At 73.2% G+C, this 20941-nt stretch carries 19 protein-coding genes and 1 rRNA gene; 13 read left to right on the top strand and 7 right to left on the bottom strand.

Annotated elements, in window-relative coordinates; translation table 11 throughout:
- Positions 1-107 (top strand): 5S ribosomal RNA (gene rrf, locus AC068B_RS35690); the annotation flags it as partial.
- A 119-nt stretch (positions 108-226) separates the two neighbouring features.
- Here rrf and AC068B_RS35685 read toward each other — a convergent pair.
- Positions 227-1396: a hypothetical protein gene (locus AC068B_RS35685; protein WP_478675660.1), complete on the bottom strand. Its 1170-nt coding sequence runs from the start codon at positions 1394-1396 to the stop codon at positions 227-229.
- Between the two features lie 144 nt (positions 1397-1540).
- Between AC068B_RS35685 and AC068B_RS35680 the strand changes: the two genes are divergently transcribed.
- Positions 1541-2317, top strand: a complete 777-nt coding sequence (locus tag AC068B_RS35680) for a tetratricopeptide repeat protein (RefSeq protein ID WP_356258961.1) — start codon at positions 1541-1543, stop codon at positions 2315-2317.
- Positions 2318-2387: 70 nt separating this feature from the next.
- On the opposite strand, the gene AC068B_RS35675 is transcribed toward AC068B_RS35680, so the two are convergent.
- A complete protein-coding gene (locus tag AC068B_RS35675) occupies positions 2388-3677 on the bottom strand; it encodes a DUF1015 family protein (protein ID WP_478675651.1) in 1290 nt (429 codons plus the stop codon).
- Between the two features lie 72 nt (positions 3678-3749).
- On the opposite strand from AC068B_RS35675, the gene AC068B_RS35670 reads away from it, so the two are divergent.
- Positions 3750-4802 (top strand): HAD hydrolase-like protein, encoded by a 1053-nt coding sequence (locus AC068B_RS35670; RefSeq protein WP_478675650.1) that lies wholly within the window; start codon positions 3750-3752, stop codon positions 4800-4802.
- 48 nt (positions 4803-4850) lie between these two features.
- On the opposite strand, the gene AC068B_RS35665 is transcribed toward AC068B_RS35670, so the two are convergent.
- Entirely contained in the window at positions 4851-5681 is an 831-nt protein-coding gene (locus tag AC068B_RS35665) for a siderophore-interacting protein (protein WP_478675649.1), read from the bottom strand.
- Positions 5678-6724 (bottom strand): ABC transporter substrate-binding protein, encoded by a 1047-nt coding sequence (locus AC068B_RS35660; RefSeq protein ID WP_478675648.1) that lies wholly within the window; start codon positions 6722-6724, stop codon positions 5678-5680. The genes AC068B_RS35665 and AC068B_RS35660 overlap by 4 nt, the downstream gene beginning before the upstream one ends.
- 53 nt (positions 6725-6777) lie before the next feature.
- Here AC068B_RS35660 and AC068B_RS35655 point away from each other — a divergent pair, with 53 nt between their 5' ends.
- Genes AC068B_RS35655 through AC068B_RS35645 form a run of 3 tightly spaced genes read left to right on the top strand, consistent with a single transcriptional unit; the run spans position 6778 to position 9706 of the window.
- Positions 6778-7821 carry a FecCD family ABC transporter permease gene (locus AC068B_RS35655; RefSeq protein WP_478675647.1) on the top strand — a complete coding sequence of 348 codons (1044 nt, stop codon included), beginning with the start codon at positions 6778-6780 and terminating at the stop codon, positions 7819-7821.
- Positions 7818-8846, top strand: a complete 1029-nt coding sequence (locus AC068B_RS35650) for a FecCD family ABC transporter permease (RefSeq protein ID WP_478675646.1) — start codon at positions 7818-7820, stop codon at positions 8844-8846. The genes AC068B_RS35655 and AC068B_RS35650 overlap by 4 nt, the downstream gene beginning before the upstream one ends.
- Positions 8843-9706 (top strand): ABC transporter ATP-binding protein, encoded by an 864-nt coding sequence (locus AC068B_RS35645; RefSeq protein WP_478675645.1) that lies wholly within the window; start codon positions 8843-8845, stop codon positions 9704-9706. The genes AC068B_RS35650 and AC068B_RS35645 overlap by 4 nt, the downstream gene beginning before the upstream one ends.
- A 4-nt stretch (positions 9707-9710) precedes the next feature.
- Here AC068B_RS35645 and AC068B_RS35640 read toward each other — a convergent pair whose 3' ends face one another.
- The gene (locus tag AC068B_RS35640) at positions 9711-10058 is read right to left on the bottom strand and encodes an alkyl sulfatase C-terminal domain-containing protein (protein ID WP_359354299.1); all 348 of its coding nucleotides are present in this window, start codon (positions 10056-10058) and stop codon (positions 9711-9713) included.
- 42 nt (positions 10059-10100) lie between these two features.
- Between AC068B_RS35640 and AC068B_RS35635 the strand changes: the two genes are divergently transcribed.
- The 3 genes from AC068B_RS35635 to AC068B_RS35625 are packed head-to-tail and all read left to right on the top strand — an operon-like array spanning position 10101 to position 12155.
- The gene (locus AC068B_RS35635) at positions 10101-10415 is read left to right on the top strand and encodes a hypothetical protein (protein WP_478675644.1); all 315 of its coding nucleotides are present in this window, start codon (positions 10101-10103) and stop codon (positions 10413-10415) included.
- Between the two features lie 7 nt (positions 10416-10422).
- Positions 10423-11238, top strand: coding sequence for a TlyA family RNA methyltransferase (locus tag AC068B_RS35630; protein WP_478675643.1), 816 nt, complete (start codon positions 10423-10425; stop codon positions 11236-11238).
- Positions 11239-11249: 11 nt separating this feature from the next.
- Positions 11250-12155 carry an NAD kinase gene (locus AC068B_RS35625; protein ID WP_478675642.1) on the top strand — a complete coding sequence of 302 codons (906 nt, stop codon included), beginning with the start codon at positions 11250-11252 and terminating at the stop codon, positions 12153-12155.
- 272 nt (positions 12156-12427) lie between these two features.
- Here the strand turns inward: AC068B_RS35625 and AC068B_RS35620 are convergent, their stop codons facing one another.
- Positions 12428-13783 (bottom strand): FtsX-like permease family protein, encoded by a 1356-nt coding sequence (locus AC068B_RS35620; RefSeq protein WP_478675641.1) that lies wholly within the window; start codon positions 13781-13783, stop codon positions 12428-12430.
- A gap of 219 nt (positions 13784-14002) precedes the next feature.
- Here AC068B_RS35620 and recN point away from each other — a divergent pair, with 219 nt between their 5' ends.
- The 4 genes from recN to AC068B_RS35600 all read left to right on the top strand — a co-directional run bounded on the left by recN (position 14003) and on the right by AC068B_RS35600 (position 19101).
- Complete coding sequence (gene recN, locus AC068B_RS35615) at positions 14003-15730, top strand: DNA repair protein RecN (protein ID WP_478675659.1); 1728 nt, start codon at positions 14003-14005, stop codon at positions 15728-15730.
- A 64-nt stretch (positions 15731-15794) separates the two neighbouring features.
- A complete protein-coding gene (locus tag AC068B_RS35610; RefSeq protein WP_478675640.1) occupies positions 15795-16556 on the top strand; it encodes a hypothetical protein in 762 nt (253 codons plus the stop codon).
- A gap of 76 nt (positions 16557-16632) precedes the next feature.
- A complete protein-coding gene (locus AC068B_RS35605; RefSeq protein WP_478675639.1) occupies positions 16633-17748 on the top strand; it encodes a hypothetical protein in 1116 nt (371 codons plus the stop codon).
- Positions 17749-17964: 216 nt separating this feature from the next.
- A complete protein-coding gene (locus AC068B_RS35600) occupies positions 17965-19101 on the top strand; it encodes a glycosyltransferase family 4 protein (protein ID WP_478675638.1) in 1137 nt (378 codons plus the stop codon).
- A gap of 39 nt (positions 19102-19140) precedes the next feature.
- Here the strand turns inward: AC068B_RS35600 and AC068B_RS35595 are convergent, their stop codons facing one another.
- Positions 19141-20784, bottom strand: a complete 1644-nt coding sequence (locus tag AC068B_RS35595) for a PucR family transcriptional regulator (protein ID WP_478675637.1) — start codon at positions 20782-20784, stop codon at positions 19141-19143.
- Positions 20785-20941: the final 157 nt, after the last annotated feature.

The following is a 20941-nucleotide window of genomic DNA, read 5'->3' as shown; positions in this document are numbered from 1 at the left end:
ATAGCGTGAGGGAAACGCCCGGTTACATTCCGAACCCGGAAGCTAAGCCTCACAGCGCCGATGGTACTGCAGGGGGGACCCTGTGGGAGAGTAGGTCGCCGCCGAACAATCTTTGGAGGACCCCTGGTCCCAGCGTCCACGCTGGGACCAGGGGTCCTTTTGTTTTTGTCGAAGCGCGCCGGCACCCCGGCTGCGCGAGAATGACTGCGGTACCGAAGACTAGGAGTCACCGATGTCCACCAACTCTCCCGACGAGCGACCGGAGCGCGACCAGCGCCGCCGGGACAGTGGTGACCGGGGCGGATACCGCGGAGCGGCTCCCCGACGGGACAACGACCGCGGCGACCGCGGTGGGTTCCGCCGTGACGACCGTCGTGATGACAACCGACGCGACGACAACCGTGGCGGTGGCTACCGGGGTCGCGATGACCGCCGTGACGACAACCGCGGCGGCGACCGGGACCGCGGCGGTCGGCCCCCGTTCCGTCGTGACGACCGGCCGAGTGGCCCTCGTCGTGATGACCGGGACCGTGGTGGCAGTGGCTTCCGTCGCGATGACAACCGCGGTGGTGGCGACCGGCCCGCGTTCCGCCGTGACGATCGCCGGGACGACCGGCGCGATGACCGTCGTGACGGTGACCGGGGCGACCGTGGTGGCTTCCGCCGTGATGACAACCGCGGCGGTGGCGGTGGCTACCGTGGGCGCGACGACCGGCCGAGCGGGCCTCGTCGTGACGACAACCGCGGTGGCGGTGGCTTCCGTCGTGACGACAACCGCGGCGGCGGCGACCGGCCTCCGTTCCGTCGTGACGATCGTCGTGACGACCGGCGCGATGACCGTCGTGACGGTGACCGGGGCGACCGTGGTGGCTTCCGGCGCGACGACAACCGTGGCGGTGCCGGTGACCGGCTTCCGTTCCGTCGTGACGATCGCCGCGATGACCGTCGTGATGACAACCGCGGTGGCGGTGGCTTCCGCCGTGATGACAACCGCGGCGGTGGCGGTGGCTACCGTGGGCGCGACGACCGGCCGAGCGGGCCTCGTCGTGACGACAACCGCGGCGGCGGTGGCTTCCGCCGTGACGACAACCGCGGTGGCGGTGGGTTCCGTCGTGACGACAACCGTGGTGGCGGTGACCGGCCCGGCTTCCGGCGCGATGACAACCGTGGCGGTGCCGGTGACCGGCCTCCGTTCCGCCGTGACGACCGTCGGGATGACCGGCGCGACGACCGCGGTGACCGCGGTGGCTTCCGCCGTGACGACCGCTCGTTCGACCGGCGTGATGACCGGCGTGATGACCGGGGCGACCGTGGTGGGTTCCGGCGTGACGACAACCGCGGCGGCGGTGGCGGCTACCGCGGGCGCGATGACCGGGGCCGTGACGACCGCGGGCACGGGCCGCGGCGCGACGACCGTGGCGGGCGGCCCGGTGGCGGCGGGTTCCGTGGGCGCGACGACCGGCGTGACGGGGACCGCGGTGGGTACCGCGGCGGGCGTGACGACCGCGACCGTGACCGTGACCGCGAGCCCATCAGGCGGCTGCCGATCCCCGAGGACGTCACGGGCTACGAGATCGACAAGGACGTACAGCAGGAGCTGCAGAGCCTTCCCAAGGGGCTCGCTGAGGACGTCGCCAGGAACCTGGTGATGGTCGCCAAGCTCATCGACGAGGACCCCGAGCAGGCCTACGCCTACTCGCGGATCGCCCTGCGGCTGGCCTCCAGGGTCGCCGCCGTGCGTGAGGCCGCGGGCTTCGCCGCGTACGCGAACCAGAAGTACAGCGAGGCGCTCGCCGAGTTCCGGGCCGCGCGTCGGATGACCGGCACCGTCGAGCTGTGGCCCGTCATGGCGGACTGCGAGCGCGGGCTCGGCAGGCCCGAGAAGGCGCTGGAGATGGCCGGTGCACCCGAGGTGCACAAGCTCGACAAGGCGGGGCAGGTCGAGATGCGGCTCGTCGCCGCCGGGGCCCGCCGCGATCTGGACCAGATCGACGCCGCCATCGTCACCCTGCAGAGCCCCGAGCTGGCGTCGAACTCCGTGCAGCCCTGGACGGCCCGACTGCGGTACGCGTACGCCGACGCGCTGCTCGTCGCGGGACGCGAGGACGAGGCACGCGAGTGGTTCGCCAAGGCCGTCGAGTCCGACAAGGACGGCACCACCGACGCGTCGGACCGGCTCGCCGAGCTGGAAGGCGTCGAGTTCGTCGACGCCATGGACGACGAGGGAGAGGGCGAAGGCTCCGCCGAGCCGATCGCCCCCGCCGCCGAGGACGACGACGTTGAGGATGACGACGCCGACAGCCTCGACAAGGACTGACACGCGGAAGGAAAGGGCGGGCCCCCTCGGGGGCCCGCCCTTTTTGCGTATGGCTCAGAAGGCGTATGGCTCAGAAGGTCAGGTCCCGCAGGACCAGGCCCGTCGCAGGCTTCGGGCCGAACGACGTGGACTTCCGGGGCATCGTGACGCCCTGTATCGCAAGGTCGCGGACGACCTCTTCCCGTACCGGATGCATCAGGACCGCCGTGCCGCCGTCGCGCTCCGCCTTCTCGACCGTCGCCGCGGTGTCGTGGATGTACGCGATGTGGTCCGGGGTGTCCGGGATCTGCCACACGTGGTCGAGCAGGGTGGAGTGCAGGACCGTCGCGTCCAGGGTGCGCCAGGCCTCGGGGTGGTCGTTCGGGACCGTGCGGGCGAGGAGGGCCTGGGACGGGCGGTCGACGAGGTGGAAGGCGCCGTCGCCCGCGAGGACGAAGGCGTTCGTGCTCGCCGCTGCCTCGGCCAGGGCTTCGAGGGCGTGGTCGAGGGAGCCGTCGACGGTCCGTATGCGGAAGGAGTTCCCGAGGGCGGCGAGGGCGTCCGCCACCGGCAGCCGATGCAGGTAACGGTGGATGGCGCGGACGCGCAGCGGGTAGCGGGCGGTGTCCACGAGGAGCACCAGGCCGTAGTCCCAGGCGCTCGGTGAGGGGTGCTCGGCGCGCAGGCGCAGGTTGGTCGCCCAGCGGTGGTGGCCGTCCGCGATCAGGGCCTGGTGGCGGGCGAGGTCCGACTGGATCTCGGCGATCTCCGCGGGGTCCGTCACGGACCACAGGCGGTGGTGGAAGCCGTCCTCCGTGGTCGTCGAGAGGAGGGGCTCGCGGCGAGCGGTGCGTTCGACCACAGCCGTCGCGCCTCTGGGCTCGTGCTCGCCGTCGAAGTCGCTGCGGTAGGTCAGGAGCAGCGGCTCCAGGTTGGCGGAGGTGGCCTGCATGAGGGCGGCGCGGTCCTCGACGACATGGGGCATGACGCCTTCATGGGGGAGGACGATTCCGTCCGCGGCCTCCGAGAGGCGGAGCGCGCCGATGACGCCGCGCTGCAGCATGTCGCTGTCCTGCTGTTCGTAGACGTACAGGCTGGGCTCGGCGTCGGGGGCGAGGACGCCCTCGCCGAGCCAGGTGTGGAGCGTGTCGGCGGCCTGTTGGTTGCGGGCCGCCGGGGTGGTGGCCTGGGGGAGGATCAGCCGGACGATGTTGTGCGGGTCGGCGGATTCCAGGTGGAGCAGGCCGTCCGGCCGTACGACCACGTCGTACGGCGGTGAGGTCACCGCGGCGAGACTTCCGACCCGTTCGGGGACATAGCGCACACCCCGGAACGGGATCAGGTCGAGGCCGCTGACGTCGTTGTCACCCGCTGTGTTCATTAGGGCATCGTATGTGTGTCAGTGGCATAAGCGATGATCGGGGGAGTGGGATCGAGCGAGGAGCGATGCGTAATGAGCCAGGCCGCGAGCCGGAGTGCAGATGCCCGTGTCAGGACCTGCCCGGATGGCAGTGAACGGGCGCTGAGTGAGGTCTACGACACAGCTCTTCTCGACCTCGACGGGGTGGTCTATGCGGGCGGGCACGCCATTGCCCACGCAATCGACTCGCTGGGCACCGCGCGGGACGGCGGCATGCACTTGGCGTACGTCACGAACAACGCGCTGCGGACGCCGGACGCGGTGGCGGAGCATCTGACGGAGCTGGGGATCGCGACCGAAGGGCCCGACGTGATCACGTCGGCGCAGGCCGCGGCCCGGCTGGTGAGCGAGCACGTGCCGCAGGGCGCCCGGGTGCTGGTGATCGGTGGTGAGGGGCTGCGGGTCGCGCTGCGCGAGCGGGGTCTTGAGCCGGTGGAGTCGGCCGACGACGATCCGGCCGCGGTGGTGCAGGGGTACGGCGGCCCGGACATGGCGTGGGGGCGCTTCGCGGAGGCCTGTTTCGCCATCGCGCGCGGGGTGCCGTGGTTCGCGTCGAACACGGACCTGACGATCCCCAGCGCCCGGGGCATCGCGCCCGGCAACGGCGCGGCGGTCGAGGTCGTCCGGATCGCGACGGGCGCCGAGCCCCAGGTCGCGGGCAAGCCGCTGCCCCCGATGCACCGGGAGACGATCCTGCGGACCGGCGCGAAGCGGCCGCTCGTGGTCGGCGACCGGCTGGACACGGACATCGAGGGTGCGTTCAACGGCGAGGTGGACTCGCTGCTCGTGCTGACCGGCGTCACGGACGGCGCGCAGCTGCTCGCCGCGCCTCCCGAGCACCGGCCGACGTACGTGGATGCGGATCTGCGCGGCATGCTTACCGGTCAGCCGGAGGTCGCCCCGGTGGAGGGCGGGTTCCGCTGCGGCGGCTGGACCGCCTCGGTGCGCGGCGAGGAGCTTGTGCTCGACGGTGACGGCGAGGCCATGGACGGGCTGCGGGCACTGTGCGCGGCGGCCTGGACGGAGGCGGGCGACGGGGTGTGCGCGTCGGACGCGGGGAAGGCGCTGTCCCGGCTGGGGTTGTGAGGCCGGAGGGGGAGAGGGGGCGGGGGGCTGTTCTGGCCGGGGTGCCGCTCAGGCGCTCTCGCCGGAGTCGATCAGTTCGTCCGTCGTCGTTCCCCTGCGCCAGTAGCCCGAGAACGACACCTTCTTGCGGTCGTATGCGCGGTCACGGACGAGGTGGCGGCGGACGGCCTTGACGGTCGCGGACTCGCCTGCGATCCAGGCGTAGGGGCTGCCTTCGGGGAGGTCCGTTCCGCGGATCGCGTCCGCGGTGGTGCCCGTCCGGGTCAGCCAGTGGATCTCCGCGTCGGCCTTGGTGGGCAGGTCCTGGCGGTCGGCGAGGTCGTGGACCTCGATCCAGACGCGGGTCGGCAGGCCCGGCGGGAGCGTCTCGAGGATGTTCGCGACGGCGGGCAGCGCCGACTCGTCGGCGGCCAGGAGCAGCCAGTCGGTGTCGTGGGGGAGGCGGAAGTCGTACGCGGAGTTCTCCTCGTTGACCGGGCCGAGGACGCCGATGCGGGAGCCCGGCCGTGCGGTCCGCGCCCAGCTGGTCGCCGGGCCGTCGGCGGGCGACGGGGCGGGGCCGTGGACGGCGAAGTCGATGATCAGCTCGTCCGGGTCGCGGCGCAGTTCACGGGTCGTGTACGTGCGCATGATGCCGCGTACGGAGGGGTCGAGGTCGCACCACGCGGCGTACCAGTCGAGGGTGTCCCCGGAGGTGTCCGGCATGACCGGGCTGTCCTGGCCGGGGTGCGGCAGGAAGATCTTGACGCGCTGGTCGAGCCCCGCGGTCGCCATGCGGGGCAGGTCGGCGCCGCCGAAGGTCACGCGGATCATGGCGGGGGTGACGTGCTCGGTGCGTACGACCTCGACGTCGAAGAACTGGTACGGGGAGTCTGTCATCGCTTGAGCCTCTTCGACTTCTCGACGGCGGCGGCGAGCCGCTCCAGGACGGGTGCGTAACCGGCGTAGCTGTAGCGCTCCTCCATCGGCCAGGGGATGGTCTGGTCGGCTTTGACGGCCGGGAGCTCGTTCCAGGTGCCCTTCTTCGCGAGCTCCTTGGCGGGCAGCGCGGACGAACGGTTGTCGATCATGATGAGGTCGGCGTGGTACTTGTCGGCGTTCTCCCAGCCGAGGAACTCCCAGAAGCCCCACTCGTCGCTCTTCTTGCCCTCGACGAACTCGACGCCGAGGTCCTTGAAGTAGTTGAGGTCGCAGTAGGAGTCGGGGACGGCGACGTACATCTGGTCGGTGGTGCCCGTCATCGCCATGACCTTGAGGCCCCGGTTGGCCTCCGCGGCCTTGCGCAGGGTCCGTTCGGCCCGGTGGAAGCGGGCCTTGGCGGCGCGCACCCGCTCGGTCTCCAGGTCCGCGCCGAGGGAGGCGGCCAGTTCGGTGTAGCGCTTCAGCGGCTCCTTCAGGGAGGCGCGGGCGACGCTGATGCCGACGGTGGGGGCGAGCGAGGCGATCTTCTCGGTGCTCTCCTCGGGCACGTACCAGAGGGCGGGCGCCGGGAACATGTTGCTGATCAGCAGGTCGGGTTCGAGGGCCGCGTACTTCTCGATGTTGAACTGGCCCCACTCGGTGCCGAGGCTGGTGAGCTTGGCGAGGTCGAGGTCGCCTGCCTGGGGGTTCGGCTTGCCGCCGACGGGCTCGGAGGGGCCGAAGACGCCCTTGCATTCGATGCCGTAGTCGTGGAGGGCGGCCGCCGCGCTGATGAAGGCGACGATGTTCTTCGGGTGCTCCTCGGCCGTGGCGGTCCTGCCGCGGTCGTCCTTGAACTTCCAGGACCCGGCGCCCCCGCCTCCCGAGCTGTTCTTGCCGGTCGCGGAGGAGTCGCCGTCGCCGCACGCGGTGAGCAGGGCGCCGAGGCCGAGGGCGCCGCCCGCGAGGAGTACGCGGCGGCGGTTCGGGGCAGGCGAGGGGGAGCGCCGGGCTGCGTGCATGGGTGGTGCTTCTCTCGTCGAAGTCCAGTGCGAGGGTAGGCTAACCTAACCAGGTGTTGGTCGACAGTCCCCCAGAACCCCGCGCGGAGACCGCCGCCGCGCCCCCCGGCCGCCGCGCGATACGCAGCATCGGGCTGCTGGTCTCCGTGGCCGTGCTCCTGCTCGTGTTCCTCGCGAGCATCGCGGTCGGCTCCAAATCGATGTCCATGGACCAGGTCTGGCACGGGCTGTTTCAGGACACCGGGACGTACGGGGACGTCGTGGTCGGTGAGCGGCTCGCACGCAGCCTGCTCGGGGTGCTCGCCGGTGTCGCGCTCGGCCTCTCCGGTGCCGTGCTCCAGGCGCTCACCCGCAATCCGCTGGCCGACCCAGGGCTGCTCGGCATCAACCTCGGCGCATCGGCCGCCGTCGTCAGCGCGATCAGCTTCTTCGGCGTCACCTCGCTGAGCGGCTATGTGTGGTTCGCCTTCACCGGCGCCCTGCTCGTCGGCGTGCTGCTCTACTTCCTCGGCGGATCGCGCGGGGCGACCCCGGTGCGGCTCGCGCTGGCCGGTACCGCGCTCAGCGCGGCGCTCTACGGCTATCTGCAGGCCGTCATGATCATGGACGGCGCCGCGCTCAACAAGATGCGCTTCTGGACGGTCGGCTCGCTGGCCTCCGCCAACATGGACACCATCAAGCAGGTGCTGCCCTTCCTCGCGATCGGCGCCGTGCTCGCCCTCTCCCTGGGCAGGCCCCTGAACGCGATGGCGATGGGCGAGGACACCGCCCGGGCGCTCGGCGCCCACCTCACGCGCACCCGCGTCCTGTCCATGGCGGCGGCGACCCTGCTGTGCGGGGCCGCGACCGCCGCCTGCGGGCCGATCGTGTTCATCGGCCTGATGGTGCCGCACATCGTGCGCTCCTTCACCGGGCCCGACATGCGCTGGATCCTGCCGTACGCGGCCGTCCTCTCGCCGGTCCTGCTGCTCGGCGCGGACGTCGTCGGGCGGATCGTGGCCCGGCCCGCGGAGCTCCAGGTCGGCATCGTGACCGCGGTCATCGGAGCGCCGGTCTTCATCTTCCTCGTACGTCGGCGCAAGGTGGCCCAGCTGTGAAGGCGATACGCACCCGGGGCGGCCTCTCCGTCCGGCTCGACGTCCGCACGACCGTGGTCGTCACCCTGCTCGTGGTCGCCGCCCTCGTCTCGGGCGTCGTCCTGATCGGCACCGGCGACTTCTACATCCCGGCCGCCGACGTCGTCCGCACCCTGTTCGGCAACGGCGACGCAGGGCAGGAGTTCATCATCAACGACCTGCGCCTGCCGCGGGTCCTCGTCGGGCTCCTGGTGGGCGCGGCCCTCGGGCTCGGCGGCGCGCTGTTCCAGTCCATCGCGCGCAATCCGCTGGGCAGCCCGGACGTGCTCGGCCTCGGGCAGGGGTCGACCGCCGGGGCGCTCACCATGATCGTCCTGTTCAAGGGCAGCGCGGTCGAGGTCGCGGGCGGCGCGCTCGTCGGCGGCCTCGTCACCGGCCTCGCCATCTATCTGCTCGCCTGGAAGCGTGGCGTGCACGGCTACCGCCTCATCCTGGTCGGCATCGGCGTCTCCGCGTTCATCACCGCCGTCAACGGCTATCTGCTCACCAAGGCGGACTTCGTCGACGCCGCCCGTTCCGTGGTCTGGATGACCGGCTCCCTCAACGGCCGCGACTGGGCACAGGTCTGGCCGCTGCTCGTGCTCTGCGCCGTCCTCGTACCGCTCGTGCTCGTGTACGGACGTCCGCTGCGGATGCTGGAGATGGGCGACGACGTCGCGAACTCGCTCGGCATACGTGTCGAACGCACCCGGTTCGTGCTCCTCGGCGCCTCCGTGCTGCTCACCGCGGCCGCCACCGCCGCCGCGGGCCCGGTCAGCTTCGTCGCGCTCACCGCGCCCCAGCTGGCACGCCGCCTCACCCGCTCGCCCGGCCCCAACCTGATGCCCGCCATGTTCATGGGCGCCACGCTCCTGATCGTCGCGGACTGGGCCTCGCAGCGGGCCTTCGGCGCCGACCAGCTGCCGGTCGGCGTCGTCACCGGTGTGCTCGGCGGCGTCTATCTGCTGTGGCTGCTCGTCACCCAGCGCAAGGCGGGACGGATATGAAGCCCCGCCGCGAACCCGTACCACCCCACGACCAGGAGCGTGCTGCTGTGAACCGGCTCATCGCCGACGACGTCACCCTCGGCTATGACCAGCGCGTCATCGCGGAGAAGCTGTCCGTCGAGATCCCCGACAACTCCTTCACCGTGATCGTGGGCCCCAACGCCTGCGGCAAGTCCACGCTGCTGCGCGCCCTGTCCCGGATGCTCAAGCCGTCCACCGGCCGGGTGCTGCTCGACGGGAACGTCATCCAGTCGATGTCGGCGAAGAAGGTCGCAAAGACGCTCGGCCTGCTCCCGCAGTCCTCCATCGCGCCCGACGGCATCACCGTCGGCGACCTGGTCGCCCGCGGCCGCTACCCCCACCAGGGGCTGCTGCGGCAGTGGTCCGAGGACGACGAGCGGATCGTGGACGAGTCCATGGCCGCGACCGGCGTGCGCGAGCTCGCCGAGCGGTACGTCGACGAGCTCTCCGGCGGCCAGCGCCAGCGCGTCTGGATCGCCATGGCACTCGCCCAGCAGACCCCGCTGCTGCTCCTCGACGAGCCGACGACCTTCCTCGACATCCAGCACCAGCTCGACGTCCTGGACCTGTGCGCCGAGCTCCACGAGGAGCAGGGCCGCACGCTCGTCGCCGTCCTGCACGACCTGAACCACGCCGCCCGCTACGCCACGCACCTCATCGCGCTGCGCGACGGCGCCGTCCTCGCCGAGGGTCCGCCGTCCGAGATCGTCACGGCGGAGCTGGTGAAGGAGGCGTTCGGCATCGACTGCCAGATCATCGAGGACCCCGAGACGGGGACACCGCTGGTGATACCCGCGGCCCGCGCGGGCCGCAGGACACCGGTCAAAGCAGCGACCTGAGCCGCTAGAGCAGCGACCTCAGCCGCAGCAGGTCCCGGAAGCCCGCTTCCAGCTTCACCCGGCCCGAGGCCCAGGCCTTCGCGAAGTTGAGCTCGCCGTCCACCATCGAGAGCAGGTCGTCCCCGGTCATCGCGAGGCGGATCTCCGCCTTCTCGCGCGGCGGCCCCGGGTGGCTGTCGAGCACCGTGATCCGGCCGTTCTCGAGGCGGCCGGTGAAGGTGACGTCGAGATCGGTGATGCGGCAGCTCAGCGAGCGGTTCAGGGCAGCGGCACCGCGCACGTCGCCGTCGGCCGACGCGAGGGTGTCGGAGAGTCTGTCGAGTGCTGTGCGGCACTCCGCCATGGTCGCCATCGTGATCGACCGTACCCCAGGCCTTCGCGGTAGCGTCGTGCCATGAACGACTCTCACGCGGGCCCCGAACAGGGAGAGGCGGCGGAGCCGGAGCGTCAGGTCCAGGACGAGCCGTCGTACGACCCCGCCGCCCCCGCGCCCCTCGGCGTCGAGCGCACCCCCACCGGCAATGCCGAGGTGGATGCCTGTCTCGCCCGGATCGGCGACGCGGACCACCTCGCCACGGACGGCCACATCGAGGTGTACGAGGATGTACACCGGGGCCTGCGCGACGCACTGACCGCGCTCGACGCGCGCCCCGGCCCGCCGGCGCCCACCGGGGCACCGGCATCTCCATCTTCGTACGACAGGAGCTGAACCGAACGTGGCAGGAGTGGCACGACGCCGCCTCGACGCCGAGCTCGTCCGCAGGAAGCTCGCGCGCTCGCGCGAGCACGCGAGCCAGCTGATCGCCGCAGGCCGGGTCGCGGTCGGCAAGACCGTCGCGACCAAGGCCGCGACGCAGGTCGAGACGGCCGCCGCGATCGTGGTGACGCAGGACGACAGCGACCCCGACTACGTCTCGCGCGGCGGGCACAAGCTCGCGGGCGCCCTCGCCGCCTTCGGGCCGCAGGGCCTGGTCGTCGAGGGCCGCCGCGCGCTGGACGCGGGCGCGTCCACCGGCGGCTTCACCGACGTGCTGCTGCGCGCGGGCACCGCGCACGTCGTCGCCGTCGACGTCGGCTACGGCCAGCTCGCCTGGTCGCTGCAGAGCGACGACCGGGTCACTGTGAAGGACCGTACGAACGTACGCGAGTTGACGCTCGAAGCGATCGACGGGATCCCCGTCGACGTGGTCGTCGGCGACCTCTCCTTCATCCCGCTGGGCCTGGTGCTGCCCGCCCTGGTGCGGTGCGCGGCACCCGACGCGGACCTCGTCCTCATGGTCAAGCCGCAGTTCGAGGTCGGCAAGGAGCGGCTCGGCACCGGCGGCGTGGTGCGCAGCACCGAACTGCGGGCGGACGCCGTGCGCGGCGTGGCACGCCAGGCGTGGGGGCTCGGCCTCGGCGTGCGCGGGGTGACCGCGAGCCCGCTGCCAGGGCCTTCAGGGAATGTCGAGTACTTTCTGTGGCTGCGCGCCGGGGCTCCCGAACTGGACCCGGCGGACGTTGACCGTGCCGTGGCGGAGGGGCCCCGTTGACCCAGACCCGAGTGACCCAGACCCGAGCTCGTACCGTCTTCCTGCTCGCGCACACCGGACGGCCCGCGGCCATCCGCAGCGCCGAACTCGTCGTCCAGGGGCTGCTGCGCAGCGGTCTCGGCGTGCGGGTCCTGAAGGCGGAGGCGGTGGACCTGCCGCTGCCCGCCGAGGTCGAGACGGTCAAGGAGGCCACGGCCGACTGCATCGACGACTGCGAGCTGATCGTCGTCCTCGGCGGTGACGGGACGCTGCTGCGGGGCGCCGAGTTCGCACGCGCCTCCGGAGTGCCGATGCTCGGGGTGAACCTCGGGCGCGTGGGCTTCCTCGCGGAGGCCGAGCGGGACGACCTCGACAAGGTGGTCGACCGGGTGGTCACCAAGGCGTACGAGGTCGAGGAGCGCATGACGATCGACGTCGTCGTGCACCGCAACGGCGACGTGATGCACCGCGACTGGGCGCTGAACGAGGCCGCCGTGCAGAAGGTGTCGCCCGAGCGGATGCTCGAGGTCGTCCTGGAGATCGACGGGCGGCCCGTCACCGGGTTCGGCTGCGACGGCATCGTCTGCGCGACCCCGACCGGCTCGACGGCGTACGCGTTCTCGGCGGGCGGGCCCGTGGTGTGGCCGGAGGTCGAGGCGCTGCTCATGGTCCCGATCAGCGCACACGCCCTCTTCGCGAAGCCCCTGGTGACCTCGCCGGACTCGGTGCTCGCCGTCGAGGTCCAGCAGCACACTCCGCACGGGGTGCTGTGGTGCGACGGGCGCCGGACGATGGAGCTGCCCTCGGGGGCGCGGGTCGAGGTGCGCAGGGGAGAGGTGCCGGTGCGGCTTGCGCGGCTGCATCACGCGTCGTTCACGGATCGACTTGTCGCTAAATTTGCGTTGCCGGTTTCGGGGTGGCGGGGGGCGCCACAGTAGCGCTCCGCGGTGGCGCTCCGCTGGGTTGGGCGGTGACGCTTCGCCGGGGTCGGTTGGGGCGGTTTGCGCGGTGCGGGTCGGTGGGGGCTGGTCGCGCAGTTCCCCGCGCCCCTGAGGGGGCTGGCCCTGGTTGTGGGGTGCGGGTCGTGTGTGGCTGGTTGCGCAGTTCCCCGCGCCCCTGAGGGGGTGGCCGCCGGGCCTCCGGTGCGGGGTGTGTGTGGCTTGGCGCGCAGTTCCCCGCGCCCCTGAGCGGGGCGCCGTTCCTCTGGGCTCTACGTCGAGGTGATCACCGTGATTGCGCGTCTGCGTAGGACGGAGCGGATCGGGAGGCCTGTGGACAGGAGGGTCAGGAGCAGGGTGCCTGTTGCTACTGCCGTCGGGACCGGCCACGGGAGGTACGGGAGTGCGGAGCCGAAAGCTGTGCTGAGGATGGGGGCCAGCGTGGCCAGTGCGATCGCCGTGCCCAGGAGGAGTGCCGTGCCTGCGACCACCACCGCCTCCCACGCCGCCATCGCCCCCACCTGCGCCCGTCGGCTGCCGACGACCCGGAGCAGTGCCACGTCACGGCGGCGCTCGAAGGAGATCATGGCGAGCGTGTTCGCGGCGGCGATGGCGGCGAAGCCCGCGTACAGCCCCGTGCCCACGTAGTCGAGCCAGACCTCGCCCGGAGTCCCCGCCGAACCGGTGCGGTGCTCGGCCGTCGTGTGCATGCCGATCTTGGTGAGGCCGAAGCCCACGACCAGGATCAGCGGGACGACCGCGGCGGAGAAACGGCGGGGCTGCGAGCGGACGTTGAGCATCGCGAGGCGTGCGCTCGGGCCGAACCGGCCGACGACCGCCGAGACCAGCCGGGCCGCGGGGCCGACGAGGCGCGGACCGAGCAGGCCCGCGCCCGCGCAGAAGAGGATGAGGACGAGGAACGCGCCCTCGCCCGCCTCGTTCGCGGGCTGCTTCGACAGGAGCACCGAGACGACGCACGCTCCCGCCACCGCGAGCACGCCGAGCGGCGCCCGCAGCAGGCCGAGCCCGCGGCGGCCCGTGGCGGCCTCGCTGAGGGCGCGGGCCGGGCGGAGCAGGGAGAACCGGAGTGCGGAGAGCAGCGCGGCGACCGTCGTCGTCACCACGGCCACGCCGAGGCAGACCGGCAGCGCGAGCCAGCTGTAACGGAAGGCGGCCTCCGCGGGGAGCAGCCCGTGGTCGACCATGCCCGCGTGCCACCACCGGGCGCCGAAGCCGCCGAGCACGAAGCCGAGGAGCGCCGCGGGGATCGAGGCAGCGAGGGCCTGGACCGCCACCGCGCGGCGGATCTGGCGGGGCTTGGCGCCGATGGAACGGACCATCGCGAGTTCGCGGTGCTGCTGCGCGACGGCCGTGCCCATGGTCGACACGACGACGAATATCGACATGTAGATGGATCCGATCAGCAGGACGACCGCCATGTCGCCCACGCCGTTCTCCGTGATCTGTCTGCGGGCCGCGGGGGAGAGCCCTGCACGGTCGGCGCTCGTCGCGCCGAGCATCATCGTCGACGCACTCACCACGGTCGCCGCGAAGAGCGCGGCCACCGCCGTCCCCACGAATGCCGGGCGGTGCGCGCGCAGGGCCGCCCGGGCCAGTCCTGTTGTCATGTGGATCATGGTCTCGCCGGGTACGGGGCCGGGACCATGTGGAGAACCGGTGGATCTTGCGGGGGATAGCCCCACCTCGGTGGCCTGCCCCGGACCCCACCCCGGCGGGTGACAGCGGCATCCGGTGCGCCGCTTCGACCTGCGCCTTCACGGAAGGGTCCCAGGGCCCGTCGCACACCGGCCCTCTGACCTCGTAAGGTCTTGTCCGTGTTGGAGGAGATGCGGATACGGTCGCTCGGAGTCATCGACGACGCGGTCGTCGAGCTGTCACCGGGCTTCACCGCCGTGACGGGTGAGACCGGTGCGGGCAAGACGATGGTGGTCACGAGCCTGGGCCTGCTGCTCGGCGGACGCGCCGATCCCGCCCTGGTGCGGATCGGCGCGAAGTCGGCGGTGGTGGAGGGGCGCATTGCCGTGCCCCCCGGCGCCTCGGCCGTCGTGCGCGCGGAGGAGGCGGGGGCCGAACTCGACGACGGGGCGCTGCTCATCAGCCGTACGGTCTCGGCGGAGGGGCGCTCACGGGCGCACCTCGGCGGCCGCTCCGTGCCCGTCGGCCTGCTGTCGGAGCTCGCCGACGACCTCGTCGCGGTGCACGGCCAGACCGACCAGCAGGGCCTGCTCAAACCGGCCCGGCAGCGCGGCGCCCTCGACCGGTACGCGGGCGACGCCGTCACCGCGCCGCTGGCCAAGTACACGGCCGCGTACCGCAGACTGCGGGCCGTCACGACCGAGGTCGAGGAGATCACCACGCGCGCGCGGGAGCGTGCCCAGGAAGCGGATCTGCTGCGCTTCGGCCTCGAAGAGATCTCGGGGGTCGAACCGCGGGCGGGCGAGGACACCGAACTCGCGGCCGAGGCTGAGCGGCTCGGTCACGCGGAGGCCCTCGCCTCCGCCGCCACCTCCGCGCACGCGGCGCTCGCGGGCAACCCCGAGGACCCGGAGGTCGTCGACGCCTCGACGCTGGTCGCGGGCGCCTCACGGGCCCTTGAGTCCGTACGTTCCCACGACCCCGCCCTGTCCGCCCTCGCCGACCGCCTCGGCGAGATCGGGATCCTCCTCGGCGACGTGGCGGGCGAACTCGCCGGGTACGCCGACGACCTGGACGCCGATCCGCTGCGGCTCGCCGCGGTCGAGGAGCGCAGGGCCGCGCTGACGCAGCTCACCCGGAAGTACGGCGCGGACATCGACGCCGTCCTCGCCTGGGCGGAGGAGGGCGCGGCGCGGCTCACGGATCTTGAGGGCGACGACGACCGGCTGGAGGAGCTGACCGCCGAGCGGGACGCCCTGCGCGCCGAACTCGCCGGGCTCGCCCAGGCGCTGACCGACGCGCGCCAGGAGGCGGCCTCGCGGTTCGCCGCGGCCGTCACCGAGGAGCTGGCCTCGCTGGCGATGCCCCACGCGCGCGTGTCGATCGCCATCAGCGCCACGGAGGTCCCGGAGGGGTCCGACGGCGTGGAGGTCGGTGGCCGCACCGTCGCGTACGGGCCCGCGGGCGTCGACGAGGTGGAACTGCTGCTCGCCCCGCACCCGGGCGCACCGCCCCGGCCCATCGCCAAGGGCGCGTCGGGCGGTGAGCTGTCGCGCGTGATGCTCGCCGTCGAGGTGGTCTTCGCGGGCACGGACCCCGTACCGACCTATCTCTTCGACGAAGTCGACGCGGGCGTCGGCGGCAAGGCGGCGGTCGAGATCGGCCGACGCCTCGCACGGCTCGCCAAGTCGGCACAGGTCGTGGTCGTCACGCACCTGCCGCAGGTCGCGGCCTTCGCCGACCGTCAGCTGCTCGTCGAGAAGACCAACGACGGCATGGTGACGCGCTCCGGGGTGCAGGTCCTGGAGGGCGAGGACAGGGTGCGGGAGCTGTCGCGCATGCTGGCGGGCCAGGAGGACTCCGAGACGGCCCGGGCCCATGCGGAGGAGCTGTTGGCGACGGCGCGGGGTGACGGGTAGCTCCCAGGGGCGGTGCCGGGCCGGTGCCGGGTCGGTGTCGGGGCCGCGGTCGTAAGGTGACCGGATGATCGAACGTAAGTCCGGGCGGCGGCTCGGCGCGCTGCTCGCCGCCGCCGGTGTCACCTGCGCGGGCACCGCCGCGCTGCGTTCCCTCGCGCCCGGTGGGGCCGACCGGTGGACGCGGAAGAACTACGCGGGGAAGAGCGTCGACCTGTACACAGGGCCCGCTGCCGCGGTCGGTGCGGCGGTGGGCGTCGCCGCGCTGCCCGCCGGGCCGCGGGCGGCCGCCGCGCTGGCCGTGCTCGCCGCCGGTGCCTGCGGGGCGTACGACGACATGGTGGGGGCGGGAGACCCGCGCCGCGGGTTCCGTGCGCACATCGGGGCGTTGCGGAGCGGAGAGGTCACCAGCGGCGCCGTGAAGCTGTTCGGCATCTCCGCCGCGGGGCTCGCCGCAGGTGCCCTGCTCAAGGAAAGGCCCGTGGACAAGGTCCTCGCGGGTGTGGTGATCGCGGGCACCGCCCACCTCGTGAACCTCGTGGACGTGCGTCCGGGGCGGGCCGGTGCGGCCGTGCTCGCGCTGGGCGCGCCGGGGCTGCTGCGCAAGGGGCCCGGCGCGGTGGTCGCCGCCGCGTCCATGGGAGCCGCGGCCGCCGTCCTCCCCGACGACCTCGGCGAGCGCGCGATGATCGGTGACGCGGGCGCGCACGCCCTGGGCGCGGCCCTCGGCACGGCCATCGTCGCGGGCAACGGCCGCGCGGGGCTGGCCGCACACGCGGCGGCGCTGGTGGCCGTGGCGGTGTACGGGGACAAAAGGGTTGGATCGTGATCGTCGCGCGGGGTTAGTGTCGGACGGTTCGGCGGGGGTCAGAACCGGGGCCGGTCCGGGGCTAGGGGAAGAGTGCGTGGTCGTGTTCGCGTGCGCGCGGTGCGATGCCGTGCTCACCGGGCCCGTCGAGCGGGTCGCGTTGCCCGTGCGGGCCCATCAGACGTACGGACACGAGTTGCTCCCCGCGCTCATGGAGCCCGGCACGTACGCCGTCGAACCGGAGCCGTTCGGGCTGCCCTGGCGGCCGTGGGGCGAGGTCGGGGCCGACGAGGCGGCGGCACGCGGCGTGTTCGCACCCGTTCCCGGGCTGTCCTTCGGGTCCCCGGGCGCGGTCGTCGTCGCCCCGGGGGACACCCGCGGCACCGTCCTGATCCCCGATCGGTGCGACGGCTACTGCCTCGGACTCGACGGGCGGGACGGCCCGAACCTCGCCTGTGCGCGGTGCGCGAGCCCGGTGGCGACCCGCATCGACGACTGCTCGTTCTGGCAGACGGTGTGGCTCGTCCCGGACGCCGTCCGGCGCGTCCCCGAGGACGAAGACCAAGACGAAGACCAAGACCCAGACCAAGGCGATGCCGACTGGGAGGCGCTCGCGCGGGAGTTCCAGGGGGCGCCGCCCATCGAGCCGGGCGGCTGGTGGGACGCGCGGTGGGAGGCGGCGGTCGGCGCGGCGCTGGCCCATCTGCTGGTGGCCTCGGCGGGCGCGGCGGTGACCCTGCCCGACGGCATCCTCGCGGACACGTTCGGCCGGGCGCTCGACGCGCTGCTGCCGTCGGGGCCCGCGCGGCGGCGGGTGGGCCCGGCCGGGCCGGGGCTGCCGTCGCCCGCCGGGGACGTCGACATCGCCCTGGTGCCGAGGCACCCGAGGACGGGCGCGGTGTGGCAGCCACCGGACACCGCGGCGGATGCCCGCACCGCCGTCTCCGCTGCCCTGGTCGCCACCGTGCCGCTCGAAGCCGACGTATGGCTGCACGTGGCCTTCCCCCGTGAGCAGTTGCCGGTTCCGGCGACGGGCGGGCTGCCCGACGGGGTCTACCGCGACGATCCGCTGCCGCTGCGCCCGATGCGGCTGTTCGCGCCCGACCGGCGGGTCTTCCTCCGTACGCTGGCCAGGCTGCCCGCCGTCCGTGAGCCCTGGCTGCGCGCGGTGTACGACCGGGTGCAGGACGCTCCGTTCACGCGGCCGTTCTAGGGGCAAGGCACCGCAAGCACCTCGGGCCCCCGCACGTACCGAAACTCCCACATCTCTCCCCCGTGTGGGTGATCCCGTCCACGGAGTTGCCCCGCCAATTACGGAAGTGACCTTTCGGCAGTGCCGGAACGCCCGTGCGGACTGGCATCCTTGGCGCAGCATCTGCCCGAGTACAGTCCGAGCACCCACCGACGCAGACCCAGGAGCCCCCGCCACGTGAGCCACGTGAGCAGCCACTTGCCGCACGGACGGACACCGCTGCACACCGTGCAAGTCCTCGGAGGTGGCAGCGCGGGCAGCAGCGCGCACGTCAGATCCCTGGCCGCGGGTCTCGCCGCCCGGGGCGTGCGGGTCACCGTGTGCGCCCCCGACGAGGCCGCCCGCGCCTACGACTTCGCGGGCGCCGGTGCCCGGCACGTCCCCGTGCCCCGCAGCGGCGACCCCGCCTCCGTGGCCGCCCTCCGCGCCGCCTGCGCCGACGCCGACCTCGTGCACGCGCACGGGCTGCACGCCGCCTTCCGCGCCTCCGTCGCCCTCACCGGGCGCCGCGTCCCCCTCGTCGTCACCTGGCACACCCGTGCGCAGGCGGACGGCGCCCGTGCCCGCGTGCTGCGCCTCCTGGAGCGGCGCGTCGCCAGGGCCGCGGCCGTGGTCCTCGGCACCTCGTCCGATCTGGTCGACCGGGCCCGCGGCAGGGGCGCCCGCGACGCACGCCTCGCGGCCGTCGCGCTGCCCGCACCGCGCCGCACGGAGGCCGCCGAGGAACCCGAAGGACTCCTCCACAAGGCCCGTGCCGAAGTCGGCGCCGTGGACCGCCCGTTGATCATCGCCGTGGGCGCACTCGAACGGAACGGCGGCTACGACGTCCTGCTGAACGCCACGCGCGCGTGGCGGCACCTGGACCCGCTGCCGCTCCTCGTCGTCGCGGGGGAGGGGCCCGAACGGGCCGCCCTGCAGCGCCGCATCGAGGACGAGCAGTTGCCCGCCCGCCTCGTCGGGCGGCGCGACGACGTCCCCGAACTCCTCGCGGCGGCCGACCTCGCGGTGCTGCCCAGCAGCTGGGAGTCCCGCTCCGTGCTCGCCCAGGAGGCGCTCCACGCGCGCGTGCCGCTCGTGGCGACCGCGGTCGGCGGCATCCCCGAACTCGTCGGCGACGCGGCCGAACTCGTCGAGTACGGCGACGCGGAGGCCCTCTCCACCGCCGTCGTACGACTCCTCGCCGACCCGGTCCGCCGGGCGCAGCTCAAGGACCGGGGCGAGGCCCAGGCCGCCACGTGGCCGACCGAAGACGAAACGGTCACCCAAGTGCTGAGCGTCTACGACGAGTTGACCCGGCCCCTCCCGTACGCCTGAGGCCCGTACGTCTGAGGCCCGTACGCTTGAGGTCCGTACCTACGCCACGTGCCTGCGCGCCCGCAGCGCCAGGCTCAGCGCCAGGACCGTCTGCGGGTCGTCGAGATCCGTGCCGAGGAGCTCGCTGATCCTGGCGAGGCGGTTGTACAGGGTCTGACGGTTCAGGTGCAGCTCGCGCGCCGTCTCCGCCTTGCGCCCCGCATGCGCCAGATACGTCTGCAGCGTCGGCAGCAGCGGCGGCTTCGAGCGCTGGTCGTGGGCGCGCAGCGGGCCGATCGCGCGGTCCACGAACGCCGCGAGGACCCCGTCCTCGTCATGGTGGTGCAGCCGCCACAGCAGCAGGTCGATGTCGAGCCGCCGCGCGTCGTACCAGGGCCGGTCGGAGAGGCCCTGCGCGGCCGTCGCCGTCTCCGCCGCGTGCCGCAGCCCCGCCGACGCCGCCGCCCAGCCACCGGCGACCCCGACCACCACGACCGGCGGCTGCGCCCCTGGCCGCTGCATCCCGGCCCGCTCGACACCGGCCCGCAGCGCGGCGGCGACCCGGTCGGCCACCGCGGTCCGCTCCGACTCCGACCGCAGCCCGAGCAGCAGCGGCACGCGCCCCTCCACGGGACGTACGCCCAACAGCGCGGGCACCCCCACCGACGCCAGCTCCTCCGCGACGGCCCGCGCGAGGACCGCCCAGCCGCCGCCGGTCGGCAGCCCGTCCGCCAGCCGCATCACCACCGGGAGCAGCGGGCTGTCGGCCGAGACCGGCTTGAAGCCGAGGACGCGGGCCTGCGCCGGAGCGTCCTCGGCGGTGATGCGCCCCTCCGCGAGGTCGGTGAGGAAGTCGCCACGCCCGCGCGCGGCGAGCTCCTCCTCCTGGCGGGCCTGCATCAGGACCACCGCGAGGCTGCCCGCCGCCCGTTCCGCCGCGATGCGGTGCACCGGCAGCGGCGCCGACTCCACGGCGAGCAGGACAAGCCTGGCCCGCACCGAGCCCGCGCCCGGGCCGCCGCCCGGCACGTCGACGATGACCGCGCTCGCGGGCGGGCCCTCCCGGTCGACGGTGCGCCCTCGCAGCCCCTCCCACACCTGCAGCGGGTCCGCGCACTCGGTGCCCGCCCCGGCGGCGTACAGGAGCTGGCCGTCCGCCGTCTCCAGGAACACCGGGTTGCCGCTGAACTCCGCGAGGATGCCGAGGACCTGCGGTGTGCCGCCCCCGCCGAGCAGCGCCTCCGTGCAGCGCCTGTGCACCTCCTCGGCCTGCTGGAGGAGCGCGTAGTGGCCGTTGACGATCTCGGTGTGCACTTCCTCGGTGACCGTCACGAACGGCACCTCCCGGTGCAGCTGCACCAGCGGAAGCCCGGCGGACCGCGCCGTCTCCACGATCGCCGCGGGCAGCCGGGTGAAGCGCGGCCCCAGTTCGACGACCAGCGCCGCGATGCCCCGCTCGGCGAGGTTGCGCACGAAGGCGCGCTGCTCGGCGGGGCGGGAGCCGAGCCCGAGGCCGGTGGTGAGCAGCAGCTCGCCGCCCTTGAGTAGCGAGGCGATGTTGGGCACCTCGCCTGCGTGCACCCACCGCACGGTCCGCTGCAGCCGCTCCGCGCCCGCGACGACCTCGGGGAGCCCGCCGCGCAGCCCCGGAAGTTCCAGCGCGCGCTGCACGGTGATGCCGCCCTGAGTGCCCTGACTGTCCATGGCGCGGACGCTACCGGGGCACACCTTCGGGGAACATCTCCGGACGATCACGGGGATGGCCACCGGCGACGGCGGCCCGGCAACTCGTGGCCTGCGCGCGGCAATTGCACGCACCCCCGCCCCCTGTGACGTACGCCACAGGGGGCGGGGGTGCTGG

The organism is Streptomyces sp. NPDC042371, from assembly GCF_056437465.1.
Note: the sequence above shows the minus strand (reverse complement) of the source record. Positions and strands in the feature narration are given on the sequence as shown.

Excerpts from the sequence above, each read along its gene's own strand:
- AC068B_RS35675 (WP_478675651.1), bottom strand. The coding sequence starts at position 3,677 with ATGAACACAGCGGGTGACAACGACGTCAGCGGCCTCGACCTGATCCCG.
- AC068B_RS35670 (WP_478675650.1), top strand. The coding sequence starts at position 3,750 with ATGAGCCAGGCCGCGAGCCGGAGTGCAGATGCCCGTGTCAGGACCTGC.
- AC068B_RS35665 (WP_478675649.1), bottom strand. The coding sequence starts at position 5,681 with ATGACAGACTCCCCGTACCAGTTCTTCGACGTCGAGGTCGTACGCACC.
- AC068B_RS35660 (WP_478675648.1), bottom strand. The coding sequence starts at position 6,724 with ATGCACGCAGCCCGGCGCTCCCCCTCGCCTGCCCCGAACCGCCGCCGC.
- AC068B_RS35645 (WP_478675645.1), top strand. The coding sequence starts at position 8,843 with ATGAAGCCCCGCCGCGAACCCGTACCACCCCACGACCAGGAGCGTGCT.
- AC068B_RS35640 (WP_359354299.1), bottom strand. The coding sequence starts at position 10,058 with ATGGCGACCATGGCGGAGTGCCGCACAGCACTCGACAGACTCTCCGAC.
- AC068B_RS35635 (WP_478675644.1), top strand. The coding sequence starts at position 10,101 with ATGAACGACTCTCACGCGGGCCCCGAACAGGGAGAGGCGGCGGAGCCG.
- AC068B_RS35620 (WP_478675641.1), bottom strand. The coding sequence starts at position 13,783 with ATGACAACAGGACTGGCCCGGGCGGCCCTGCGCGCGCACCGCCCGGCA.
- recN (WP_478675659.1), top strand. The coding sequence starts at position 14,003 with ATGCGGATACGGTCGCTCGGAGTCATCGACGACGCGGTCGTCGAGCTG.
- AC068B_RS35610 (WP_478675640.1), top strand. The coding sequence starts at position 15,795 with ATGATCGAACGTAAGTCCGGGCGGCGGCTCGGCGCGCTGCTCGCCGCC.
- AC068B_RS35595 (WP_478675637.1), bottom strand. The coding sequence starts at position 20,784 with ATGGACAGTCAGGGCACTCAGGGCGGCATCACCGTGCAGCGCGCGCTG.